Consider the following 13,464-nt stretch of genomic DNA (forward strand, 5'->3'; position numbering starts at 1 on the left):
CCTATTGGCATATATTAAATTCACACAGTCTTTACAATGAGTAGCATTCAATAAAGGTGGATTTTTACAATGAGGGGTGTCCCGTCAGCGTGGACAACTGCAGTGAAAATAGAGGTTTTGTCTTTAAGAGGGGTCAGGCTCGAACCTGACCCCTCTTATGTAATGTAAGCGCATTCTAAAGTTAGACAATTTACGCTATTTTTACACATTTAGGTCAAAAGTTATTGTATACTGACAATTGGTGGGACTATCACCAAAATTCGACTACATATCCGGGGGGATGAAATTTGAAACGAAGATCAACCAGTCGTTTTATTAGCTTTGCGCTAATATTTTCAATGGTTCTTAGTTTTTTCGCAACTCCTGTTTCTCAGTATGCGTCAGCAGCTGAAGAGACGTTTCAGGACTTAATTATTTCAGAGTACATTGAAGGCGGGAGCTACAACAAAGCGCTTGAACTTTTCAATGGAACAGGAAATGAACTGGATTTAGCAGATTACACTCTCGAACTTTACTCCAATGGGGAGACTGCTCCAAAGTATTCTTTACCTTTAGAAGGAAAACTTGCTGATGGAGAAGTCTTTGTCCTAGCCCACGATCAATCCATTCAGCCAATTTTAGATCAAGCTGATGTAACAAATCAATCCGTCGTGAATTTTAACGGAAATGATGTTGTTGTCCTCAAAAATACAGATGCAGTCATTGATTCGATAGGTCAAATTGGTTCAGCTGCCGATTTCGCGAAAGATATGACGCTTGTTCGTAATAACGACGTTAAATCTGGCGATACAGATGCGACTGATGCCTACGACGTTACAAGTGGATGGACGCAATACTCAAAAGACACGACAGACTACCTCGGTGCCCACCTTTCTGACGGCACAGCCCCTGACCCTGAGCCAGAACCAGAACCAGAACTCTCAACCATTTCAGATGCTAGAAAAGTAGCAAACGGTACACAAGTAAAAATTCAAGGAACGGCAACTGCGGCATTCGAAGCAGGTGGCCAAACAAACCTATTTATCCAGGATGATACAGCAGGAATTATCGTTCGTGCTGCAGGCATTTCTGCCAATCTAGGTGATGAAGTTACTGTAGAAGGAACAATGTCTGATTACTATGGAATGCAGCAAGTCATGACAAGTGCTTCTGATGTAATCATCACCACAGAAGACAAAGGCATCCCATCCCCTCAGTCCCTTAAATCGACAGACCTTTCCAAAGAAAATGGTGAACAGCACGAAGCTGAATTCACTCAATTTAAAGACGTTACGGTTCAATCAGTCGACAGCAATGGAAACTTCACAGCGAAAGACGCTTCAGGTGAATTCGTCATTAAGCCTAATGACAAATCACTTCTTGAAGTCGGCAAAACGTATGAACTCCTTAAAGGCGTTATCGACTACAACTATAACGAATACAAACTCGTACCTCGTAGCGCCGCTGATGTGATCGAAAAAACTTTCTCGGTAACAGCAAATCCTGCCTCAGGATCTGTTCTTGAAGGCACGATGGTCAAACTGGCGACAGCAGAAGAAGGCGCAACTGTTCATTACACAACAGATGGTAGCGAACCGACAGCGGAAAGCACAGCATATACAACTCCAATTGAACTAACAGAAGATACAACAATCAAAGCCGTTGCAGCAAAAGATGGTCAAACAAGTGAAGTCGCTACGTTCGACTACACAGTTCTAAAATCCGCTGACGGCATTAGCATTCACACTATTCAAGGTGCAGGCCACACTTCTCCTTATGAAGGAAAAGCGGTAACGAAAATTGCTGGGATTGTAACAGCAAAAGACGGCAATAACGCATTCTACATGCAAGAAGAAAACCCGGACAATAACGTCGCTACTTCAGAAGGCATCTACGTTTACAAAAGCGGTGGAGCTGGTGTAAGCGTTGGTGACAAAGTAGAAGTAGACGGTCAGGTAAAAGAGTATCGTGAAGATGGCTATAGCGATGCAAAAGATCTTCTAACGACTCAAATTACAGCTTCAAGCATAACGGTCGCTTCTTCAGGAAACACACTACCAGAAGCAATCGTGATCGGAGAAGACCGCACACCTCCAACTGAAATTGTAGAAGACGATGAAATGAAGACATTTGATCCAAAAACAGATGGACTAGACTTTTACGAAAGTCTTGAAGGGATGCTCATTGAGATTCCAGATGCAACGGTAACTGGTCCAGTGAAATACGATGAGCTACCAGTCTATGTGAACGCAAGTGAAGATCAACTGTTTACTCGTGCAAACGGACTTCTGTTAACAGCAGACGACCCAAATCCTGAGCGTCTTTTAATCGACGTTGATGGTATTGATATTGACGTAACGACTGGCGATCGTCTTGACGGATCGGTTACTGGAAACGTGAGCTATGATTACAGCAACTTCAAAATCCGTCCAACCGGTACATTCCCTTCTGTTATTGAAGGAGACACGGAGCGCGAAGTAACAAAAATGGAAACAGCCGATGGTGATCTAACAATTGCTTCTTACAACATTGAAAACTACTACCCGGGTGTTGGCGAAGAGAAAACAGGCAAAATCGCTGAATCAATCGTAAAGAACATGAAGACACCAGACATCGTTGGCTTAATCGAAGTACAAGATAACAACGGTCCAACAGATGATGGCACGACAAAAGCAAACGAGTCTTACGAAGCGATTATTCAAGCGATTGAAGAAGCAGGCGGACCAACGTACAAGTTTGCGGATATCGCACCAGCGGACAAAACAGATGGCGGACAGCCTGGCGGAAATATTCGCGTCGGCTTCATCTACAACCCTGATCGCGTTACATTCCCTGAGAAAAAATCAGGTGATGCAACTACATCGGTAGGCGTGGATGAAAACGGCCTAACATTGAACCCTGGTCGCATTGATCCAACAAATGAAGCCTTTGACGATTCTCGTAAAGCACTTGCAGCGGAGTTTGAATTTAACGGTGAAAAAGTGGTCGTCATTGCAAATCACTTCAACTCAAAAGGTGGAGACGGTGCCCTATTTGGCGCGGATCATCCTGTTGTTTTAGGAAGTGAAGTACAGCGCATCAAGCAGGCATCGGTCGTAAACAACTTTGTTAATGAAGTTGTCACGAACATGGATGGTGGAAACGTTGTTGTTCTAGGTGACTTGAATGACTTTGAATTTTCAAAGCCACTCGAAACGCTTGAAGGCGATGTTTTAACAAACATGATTAATAAGCTTCCAACAGAGCAACGTTACACGTACAACTATCAAGGTAACGCGCAAGTGCTCGATCATATCCTCGTATCTAACAACCTAGCAAAACGTACGATGATTGATAGCATTAACATTAACTCTGATTTCAGTGAAGCAGATGGACGTGCAAGTGACCACGATCCGGTGCTTGCGAAGATTCAATTCAAAAATAAAGTTGAACGAATCTCCGGTAAAGATCGCTACAAAACAGCTATTGAAGTATCGAAAGCTGGCTGGGAAAAGTCTGATACCGTTGTTCTCGCTCGTGGTGATGACTACCCAGATGCATTAGCAGGTGCTCCACTTGCTTATAAATACGATGCGCCTATTCTATTAAATGCGCAAAATAAGTTGAACGCAGAAGTGTTAGAAGAGTTACAGCGACTTGAGGCGAAAAAGGTGATTATCCTTGGAGGTTCAGGAGCGATCTCGACTTATGTTGAATATCAGCTTGAAGGCTACGGATTTGATGCTAGTCGTATTTCTGGTAAAGATCGTTTTGAAACAGCCGCAAACATTGCTGCTCGTTTAGACGGTAACCCGGCGAAAGCAGTCATTGCTGACGGATATAACTATCCAGATGCTCTATCTGTTGCTTCCTATGCAGCAGTCAAAGGATATCCGATTCTTCTATCTGGAAAAACAAAACTTCCTGCCGCAACGAAAACAGCACTGCGTGAAGTTGATGAGTCCATTGTTGTTGGTGGTACTGGCGTGATCGGAGCGGAAGTGTTCAATCAGCTTCCTGAACCGAAGCGCTATAGCGGTAAAGATCGTTATGAAACGGCCGCTACGATTGCAACTGAATTAGTTGGTGAAACAGATACAGCTTATATTGCAACAGGAAAAGGCTTTGCAGATGCTTTAACAGGTTCTGTTCTTGCAGCGAAAGATGAAGCAGCGATGCTCCTCGTAGAAACGAATAAAGTGCCTGAATCTACGAAACAAGCGATTGAAGAACTGGAAATCAACCAGTTTCGTATTCTTGGTGGGACAGGCCCGGTTAGCGATGACGTATTAAATCAATTCAAAAATTGAAGATGTCGCTCTCTGTTCGTAGCAGAGAGCGGCAAACCTGGTTTGAATAACTAGTAATCTAGTTTTTCGATAAAAAGAGGGATTGAAAGGGAAGGGATGACACAAATGAATTTGAAAAAACCACTTTTCGGCGTTCTATCAACAGCAGCACTAGCAATGGGGATTGCTGCCGCTGCACCGTCAACACCTGCTGAAGCTGCGACAGGCGATTTCGATTTAACAATTATGCATACGAATGATACGCATGCCCACTTGGATAATGCACCAAGACGTCTAACGGCTGTTGAAGAGATTCGCGCTGCACGTGCAAACACGATTCTACTTGATGCCGGTGATGTTTTCTCTGGAACGTTATTCTTTAATAAATACAAAGGTCTTGCAGATGTGCAGTTCATGAACATGATGGACTACGATGCCATGGTTCCAGGAAATCACGAATTTGATGAAGGGCCAAAGACATTCTCAGAATTCGTGAAGCAAACAAAATTCCCGATCGTCAGCTCAAATATCGACTACAGCAAAGACCCGGATCTAAGCCCTCTATACAAAAATGAAATGGCGATGACTGGTGACGACGGCACAATTTATCCTGCGGTAATTCTTGATGTGAATGGTGAAGAAGTGGGAGTATTTGGACTTACGATCGAATCGACAGACGAGCTATCAAGCCCTGGAGACACAATCTCTTTTCTAAACCATCAGGAGCAAGCAGAAAAAATGGTGAAAATGCTCCAAGATAAAGGCGTTAATAAAATCATTGCGCTGACTCATCTTGGAAAATCGGTTGAGGTAGAGCTTGCAAAAACAGTCGAAGGCATTGACGTGGTCGTTGGTGGACATAGCCATACGAAAATCGAAGAAGCGGTCGTTGTTGACACATTTGAAGATCCTACACTCGTTGTACAAGCCAATGAATATAGCAAATTCCTCGGTGATTTGGAAGTAACGTTTAACGCGGAGGGCGTTCTGACTGACTGGGATGATGAGCTTCTTGACTTAAGTGACGATGAAGAGCTTGAACGCATTTACGAATCTGATCCAGAAGCTGAGGCACTTTTAAATGAATTAAAAGCACCTCTTGATGAATTTGCACAGCAAGTTGTTGGCCATTCAGATGTGTATCTAGATGGAAAGCGTAGCTCAGTTAGAACAGGGGAAACGAATCTTGGTAACTTGATCACAGATGGTATGCTTGCGAAAGCACAAGAACTTACCGACGCAACTATCGCAATAACAAACGGTGGCGGAATCCGTGAATCGATTGACAAAGGCCCAATTACGTTAGGTGAAGTACTAACGACAATGCCGTTTGGTAACAACCTTGTAACACTGGAAATGAGTGGTCAAGAAATTATTGATTCATTAGAGCACGGAGTTAGTGGAGTTGAAACAGCTGAAGGTCGATTCCCTCACGTTTCTGGATTAAAGTTTTCATTTGATGAAAAGCTTCCAGTAGGGGAGCGAATTCTTGATGTGAATGTAAAAACAAAAAATGGCTATGAGGATATTAACCCTGAAGCAATGTATACTGTTGCAACCAATGCATTTATGGCAGGCGGTGGCGATGGCTATACAACAATGGGAGAAGTGTCTGATTCCGGTCGAATCAATCAGTTAAACCTCGTCGACTACGAAGTGTTCACTGAATACCTTGATGAAATCGGAACAGTTAAAGCAACAGATGAAGCTCGTATCGTTGAAGCTGACACAACGCGCTTATCAGGAGAAGATCGTTATGAAACAGCTATTCAGGTATCACAATCTGGCTGGGAGCAATCTGACTATGTAGTTTTAGCTCGCGGCGATCAGTTCCCTGACGCATTAGCGGGAGCACCTCTTGCTTATAAAATGGATGCCCCGATTCTTTTAACAGGGCAAAAGTCTCTTAATAAAGAAGTAAGAGCAGAAATTCAGCGTCTTGGTGCGAAGAAAGTCTTTATTCTTGGCGGAACGGGTGCTGTAAGCAACTATGTTGAGTATCAAATTGAAGGACTTGATATTGATACAGAGCGAATCAATGGGAAAGATCGTTTTGAGACAGCAGCAAACATTGCAGCGCGCCTGGGTGGCTCACCTGAGCAGGCCGTTGTTGCAAACGGTATGGACTTTCCAGATGCCCTATCTGTTGCTTCTTATGCAGCGCGTAATGGATTCCCGATTCTATTAACGGAAGATGACAAGTTACCGAAAGTAACAGATCGTGCAATTAGTGGCATTGATCACACAATTGTTGCAGGTGGATCAGGCGTCGTAAGTGAGAAAGTAAAAGACATGCTCCCAGATGCAACACGCTATGCTGGGAAAGATCGTTTTGCAACGGCAGCAACCATTGCAACTGATTTGAACCCTTCTGCAAAAGTATTTGTCGCAACTGGCATGGACTTTGCTGATGCATTAGCAGGATCCGTACTTGCAGCAAAAGAAAATGCTTCGATTCTACTTGTTCAGCCGAACAAGTTACCTGAAGCAACAGAAGGTGCGATTGATGAATTAGATGCAACGAACTTTACTGTAACTGGTGGAACTGGTGCGGTAAGTGACGATGTATTGAAAAAGCTTTCTGAATAAAATGGAATGAAGAGGAGAAGCTGATGATTCGGCTCTCCTCTTTTTACGTTAGGAGAAGGATTTTTAAATCGTAGGGCGTATATTTATGTAAAGTTCTGTTCTTTATTACGATCAGACGTTTAGGAGGGATAGCTTATGGATGGTAGGTTGGTTGCGAAGAAAAAAGCACAGCTTGTATTTCTCGTTTCCCTTGTTCTAATGATCATTTCTCCATCATTTAGTGATGCATCTAGCGTAGGCGCAGAAGCTCAGGTTCAAAAATGGGATTATCTCGCTCTTGGTGACTCCCTTGCTCATGGTCTTCAATACGATGGAAAAGATGGTTTGAGCTATGCAGACTACATAGCGGATCATTTAACAGATTTGGATCGATTAAAGCAATTTAACAAAAGCTATGCGCGTTCAGGATTAACTACTTCAGAGATGTTGGCGATGCTCCAAACAAATGTAGATTTGCAACTAGCTATTGCAAATACAGATTTGATTACGTTAAGTGTCGGTGCAAATGATCTGCTGGAGGTATTGAAAAAGGATCCTAATGGACTAAATGATCCTGCAGTAGCCGGTGCCATTCTTACGAAAGCTGGAAATAATTATGCCCAAATCATGGCAGGTATACGTAAACTTAATCCTGATGCATCTATTTTTCTAATGGGCTATTACAATTCATTCTATGCTTATCCTAAAGAGCAGCAGGATGCGGTAGCATATGTTATGAAAGAACTTAATAAAGGGATTGAAAGTATCGCAACGGCTTCAGGAAGTGGCTTTGTTCCGACGTATGAGGCGATTGCAGAAAACTATCAAGCTTACTTACCGAATCCGCTCGATGTTCATCCTTCTCAGGCGGGATATCAAGCGATTGCTTCAGAATTCTGGAAACAAATGAAACCTACACTTCCGATTGGAATTGAGCGCATTGCTGGGAAGGACCGTTATTTAACGGCTGTGGCTATATCAAAGGCGAGCTTTGAAGCAGCAGATACGGTGGTTTTAGCACGAGGAGATGATTTTCCGGATGCTTTGTCAGGCGCTCCGCTAGCTTATAAAAAGAATGCGCCAATCTTATTAACTGGTGAAACATTGCCCCTGGCTGTGAAAGATGAAATTAATCGACTTGGTGCGCATCATGCGATTGTTTTGGGTGGGACCGGTGCCGTTTCTGATTATGTGGTGAACGAATTGAAGGGGTTAGGATTAAAAACAAAGCGTTTAGGAGGAAAAGATCGTTTTGAAACAGCCGCACATATTGCAGCTTATCTGGATGGAAATCCTCCAAAAGCTGTAGTAGCAAACGGCATGGACTTTCCAGATGCGTTATCAATTGCTTCTTATGCGGCTAAGCAAGGGTACCCCATTTTATTAACTCAGCAAAATACACTTCCAACAATAACCGAGACAGCACTAGTGGAATTCGAATCTAGCATAATAGTTGGAGGAAAAGGTGTCGTATCAGAAAAAGTAGCTGGACAGCTTCCAGCACCGGTACGGTATGGTGGCGCCAATCGTTATGCTACTTCTGCGGAAATTGCTATGAAGCTCACCCCTGCTGATAAAGCAGTCGTAGCAACGGGTGCAAACTTTGCAGATGCCTTAACTGGATCGATTTTAGCTGCAAGATCAGAAAGTACATTTCTACTCGTCCCGCCTATGAAGATGGATGAGTCCATTCAAAAAGCGGCTATTGAGATTGGCATCAGGAATTTCACGATTTTAGGTGGAGAAGGAGCTGTGAATCAAGAAGTGATTACCTCTCTCCAAAAAATCAAATAAAAGACTACGAAAGGAGCTGCCAGAGGTAGCTCCTTTTGTCGTTTAAAGCAGCGGGGGTCAGGTACGTACCTGACCCCTTCTGTCATTCCCTCTAGCACTTTCTTTCCATTTACCCCCATTTCAATCTATGAATTTGTTACAATGCTAAAAGATGGAAAGGGGAGGAACGAATGAAGAAAAGAGTGATTCAAGTAGTTATCGCTTTACTAATTGTAAGTGGATTCGGAACTGGCGGTGCCGCGGCAGAAGAGCCAAGTACGAAAGCAGAGATTAGTAAACTGTTAACAGAAGAAGCGATTAAACAAGACATTCCGCCAGAAATCGCAAAGGCAGTCGCTTTTGAAGAAAGCGCGTGGAACCAGGATCTCATTTCAGAAGATGGTGGGATTGGGGTCATGCAGGTGACAAACGATTCTCGTTTCGACCAAGAGCGGTTGAAAAACGATGTAGCCTACAACATTAGCAGCGGTCTTCAAATTCTTAACGAAAAGTTTGAGGGGAAAAGTGGCAAGCTTCCAACTGTAAATGACAATGAACGAGATGTACTTGAAAGCTGGTATTTCGCTGTATTAGCCTACAATGGTCAGGTACAGGAAAATAGTCCAATTTATTTAAGTAAAGGTTCTACTGAACGAAACTTAGAGGCGTATCAAGAGCAAGTCTATCAAACGATTGAGAATTCAAACTTGTATAGCGAATTTCATCCAATTCCATTTAATTTTGAGCTAGATGATTTTGAATATGGTAGCGGAAATCAACTTTATTTCAAAAAGGACCATTACCAGCTTCCGGAAAAGGAGCTGCATCAAACGTCTCAACTATATCAAGAAAATGAGATTGTCTTATCATCAGCAAGATTACGCGAAGCACCAACGACGAGCTCTCCCGTCATCGAAGAATCGACTGCGAAGCCTCGTCCGCTGACATTACTCAGTTCGAACGTATATGATAACTCAACGAAAGCAGATCCGCTAAACAACCATTATGTTTGGTATAAGGCGGAGACAGACGATGGTGCGATTGGCTATATCTCTTCTATCGAAATGACGCAATTAGGAGAACGCCTTTCTGGAAAAGATCGTTATAAAACGGCCGTTGCCATTTCACAAAAAGGTTGGGATCATGCGGAGACTGTTGTTTTAGCAAGAGGCGGGGAATTCCCTGATGCCCTTGCAGGAACGCCACTTGCTTATCAGCATGACGCTCCAATGCTATTAACAGAGGATAATAAACTCACAGATTCAACGAAAAAAGAGTTAGAGAGATTAGAGCCGAACAAGGTGATCATTTTAGGAAGTTCTGGTGCAATCACAAACAAAGTAAGTGATGAAATCAAAGCTATGGCGATCGAAGTTGAGCGTTTCGGTGGAAAAAATCGCTTTGATACAGCAGCGATTATCGCTGATAATCTTCCAAAGAAGAATGAGACGGCAATTCTAGCATACGGCATGAATTATCCCGATGCCTTATCGATTGCCCCATACGCAGCGAAAAATGGTTATCCGATTTATCTGTCCTTAACGGATAAGCTTCCAAAAGAAACGGCTTCTGAAATCCAAAACTATGACAATGTAATTGTCGTAGGCAGTAACGGTGTGATTAGTGAAAAAGCTCTCACAGAAATAGCGGATTATGACCGATATGCAGGGAAAGATCGCTTTGAAACGAACCAGGAAATTATTAAGAACCTTCCTCTTGGAAACGAACAAGCGTATTTTGCGACTGGAAAAGGTTTTGCTGATGCATTAACAGGAGCCGTGCTTGCGGCAAAGAAGGACGCTCCTCTTTACCTTTCATGGCCAAACCGACTGCCGGAAGGAACAGAAGCTCTGTTAGCAAAAAATTCTTACGATCAGTTTAATTTGCTTGGTGGGAACAGCGTCATTGATATCGAGAAAGAATTAGCTGACTTGAAGTGAATCATCTAGTAAAAATGAGAGATGTCGTATTATACGATGATCTCTCATTTTTTGTAGGTCGAAAGTTCTATCAGGATTCATGTTTGCGTGCTACTATTAAGGGAATATTCACCATATCGAACACGGGGAGATGAATAAATGAAACGCACGCTATTTTACAAGATTGGACTACTAACGATTCTTGTGTTCTTTATGTTGAACGCCACAACGCTGGCTGCGCCGGCTTCTGATCAAGCAAGAACGGAGAAGCAACCAAATGGATTGGAATTTGAATTAAAAGCAGCTGGGGATGAAATCCGTCACTGGTTTGAAACGGAAGATGGCCAGGTGATTTTAAAAGAAGATAACAACTACTGGGTTTACGCAATGTTAAAAGACAATAAATTGATTAGCACTGGAGCAAAAGTAGGGATTGATGCTGTACCGGAAGCGGTCGCTAGTCACAGTGAGATGATGAAGCTCCCTGATACAGAAGATAGCAAAAGGTTTACTGAACGGCCTGAGATCAATCAGGTGACGATTCAATCTACGAATCAGGTAGACAAGCATCCCTTGCTTGTTCTACTCGTAAACTTTAAAGATAAGAAAATAAAGTATTCTGAAGCAAAATGGAGTGACACTTTTTTTAGTCTTACAGGAAAATCTGTGAAAAATTATTATGATGAGGTCTCAAACGGAAGACTCCAATTCGAGCCGGCAGCTGAATCCAGTGGCACATCGAACGGTATCGCTACTGTCTCATTACCGTATAATCATCCGGATCCTGTCGGAAAACAAACAGAGAACGCGTTATATAGTAAGCTCGTCTCGGACGCATTGAAAGCATCTGATGCCACGGTTAATTACAAAACATATGATACGAACAAAGATGGCTACCTTAGCACAAATGAGCTCCATATTGTGACAATCGCAGCTGGTGGCGAAGGAAGCTTTTCAGATCCTTCTCCAAGCGTTTGGGGTCACCGCAGTAGCCTCGTCCTGAATGATGTCCCTACGCTAGATGGCGTGAAGGTTGCCTCTTTAGAAGGTAAGGGAGGGTACATGCAGTTTGGTGAAACACAGGGTGGTCATATGGCGACGATTGGAATTATGGCTCACGAACTAGGACATGATCTTGGATTACCTGATTTATATGATCGAGACAATTCTTCTCTCGGCGTTGGCGTACATAGTTTAATGGGAGAAGGATCATGGGCATATTTGAATGGGGAATACCAGGGACAAACGCCTACTCATTTAGATGCATGGTCAAAAGAAAAACTAGGGTTTAGTATTCCTACCCTTGTTACCTCGTCAGGAACGTATTCGGTTCAGTCGAACAAGGATGGGGCTTACAAAGCCATTCGCGTGAACACGGATAAACCAAGCGAATATTTTTTAATTGAGAATCGGCAGTATATCGGGTATGACCGAGGATTGCTAAACCGTACTGTAACTGGTGGACTCGCAATCTGGCACATTGATGAATCTCAGAAATATAGAGGGAACGATAATGAAAAGCATAAGCTGGTTGATCTTGAAGAAGCCAACCAGGAGGAAAGAGGATTTAGTGAGCTAGATAATGGAGATTGGTATTCAAAATACGATCACTATTTCACAGCGAATCATTATCCGATTTTTAATGCTTCTTCTTTACCAAATAGCAATCTTTATGATGGATCAAGTTCAAATCTATCTGTAGAAGCCCTGGACCGTAGCATGGATAGCATGAAGATCCAAGTTAGTATCGGTACGGATACAACGCCACCAAGCTGGCCTTCTACCAAAAGCCTGCGTACAAGTGAAGTAGAAGCTTCGTCATTAAAGCTTGCATGGTCTTCTGCATCAGATAAAGCTGGAATCGACCATTATAAAATTTATCAGGATAATCAAGTCATCCAAACAATCAGCGATAAGAACAGCATGAAAATAGCAAATCTGGCACCAAATACAACGTATCGATTTTCCGTACAGGCGGTCGATTCAGCAGGCAATGAATCGAAGGATGGACCAACCGTTACTGTGAAAACGAAATTACAAGATATTTTAAGAGTGAAAGGCTCGGATCGATTTGGGACTGCAAGTGCTGTTAGCGAGCATACGTACGATACGGCAACGACCGTGCTCATTGCGCGAGGATTAGATTTCCCTGATGCACTAGCCGGGTCGCCACTTGCCTATCAATTAAAGGCGCCGATTCTTCTAGCGGGTAAATCAAGTCTTCCTGACCAAACAGTGGATGAAATCGAGCGTCTTAACGCATCTAAAGCGATCATTCTAGGTGGAAGTGGGGCTGTTTCGGAGTCCGTTCGTGACCAGCTAAAGAAACTGGGTCTTGATGTTGAACGTATTAGTGGAAAAGACCGATTTGAGACAGCTGCCGAAATTGCAAAACGGATGGATCCTGCTAAAAAAGCCGTTGTGGCATACGGAATGAATTTCCCTGATGCCCTTGCGATTGCACCATATGCGGCTGAACATGGTTATCCAATTCTACTCGCGAATACGACGAAACTACCAGAAGTGACGAAGAGTGCACTTAAGGGAATGGATGAAACGATCGTTGTCGGAGGAACTGGCGTCATTAGCAAAGGCGTTGTTGATCAGCTTCAGAACCCGACTCGATATTCAGGTAAGAATCGTTTTGGTACCGCAGCTGATATTGTGAATCGACTTTATATGGAAACGAATATGACGTATTTCGCGAATGGAATGGGGTTCGCAGATGCGCTCACAGGCTCAGTAGCGGCTGCAAAAAATCACGCGCCACTATACCTTGTTGAGAAAAACCGGATTCCTGATGAGACGAAGCAGCTCATCAAAAATCGCCATTCAGAATCTTACGTACTACTAGGGGGAACCGGAGCGATCAGTTTAGATGTTGAAAACCAACTAATAGAGTAAGGTCATGAAGATGAGGAAAGCCTTTCCCTAAAAAGAGAAAGGCTTTTTTCTTT

At 43.1% G+C, this 13,464-nt stretch carries 5 protein-coding genes; all 5 read left to right on the plus strand.

Features of this window, described 5'->3' with window-relative positions:
- Positions 1-287: 287 nt before the first annotated feature.
- Positions 288-4,268: a cell wall-binding repeat-containing protein gene (locus PQ578_RS01245; protein WP_273831824.1), complete on the plus strand. Its 3,981-nt coding sequence runs from the start codon at positions 288-290 to the stop codon at positions 4,266-4,268.
- A gap of 105 nt (positions 4,269-4,373) precedes the next feature.
- Positions 4,374-6,836, plus strand: coding sequence for a cell wall-binding repeat-containing protein (locus tag PQ578_RS01250; protein WP_273831825.1), 2,463 nt, complete (start codon positions 4,374-4,376; stop codon positions 6,834-6,836).
- Positions 6,837-6,971: 135 nt separating this feature from the next.
- Positions 6,972-8,609, plus strand: coding sequence for a cell wall-binding repeat-containing protein (locus PQ578_RS01255; protein ID WP_273831826.1), 1,638 nt, complete (start codon positions 6,972-6,974; stop codon positions 8,607-8,609).
- A gap of 170 nt (positions 8,610-8,779) precedes the next feature.
- Positions 8,780-10,528: a cell wall-binding repeat-containing protein gene (locus PQ578_RS01260; protein WP_273831827.1), complete on the plus strand. Its 1,749-nt coding sequence runs from the start codon at positions 8,780-8,782 to the stop codon at positions 10,526-10,528.
- A 138-nt stretch (positions 10,529-10,666) separates the two neighbouring features.
- Entirely contained in the window at positions 10,667-13,411 is a 2,745-nt protein-coding gene (locus PQ578_RS01265; protein ID WP_273831828.1) for a cell wall-binding repeat-containing protein, read from the plus strand.
- Positions 13,412-13,464: the final 53 nt, after the last annotated feature.

This window comes from Guptibacillus sedimenti (assembly GCF_028610665.1).
Taxonomy (GTDB): Bacteria; Bacillota; Bacilli; order Bacillales; family Guptibacillaceae; genus Guptibacillus; species Guptibacillus sedimenti.

Bases quoted from the DNA above. Each gene is read 5' to 3' on its own strand.
- PQ578_RS01250 (WP_273831825.1), top strand. From the start codon at position 4,374: ATGAATTTGAAAAAACCACTTTTCGGCGTTCTATCAACAGCAGCACTA.
- PQ578_RS01255 (WP_273831826.1), top strand. From the start codon at position 6,972: ATGGATGGTAGGTTGGTTGCGAAGAAAAAAGCACAGCTTGTATTTCTC.
- PQ578_RS01260 (WP_273831827.1), top strand. From the start codon at position 8,780: ATGAAGAAAAGAGTGATTCAAGTAGTTATCGCTTTACTAATTGTAAGT.
- PQ578_RS01265 (WP_273831828.1), top strand. From the start codon at position 10,667: ATGAAACGCACGCTATTTTACAAGATTGGACTACTAACGATTCTTGTG.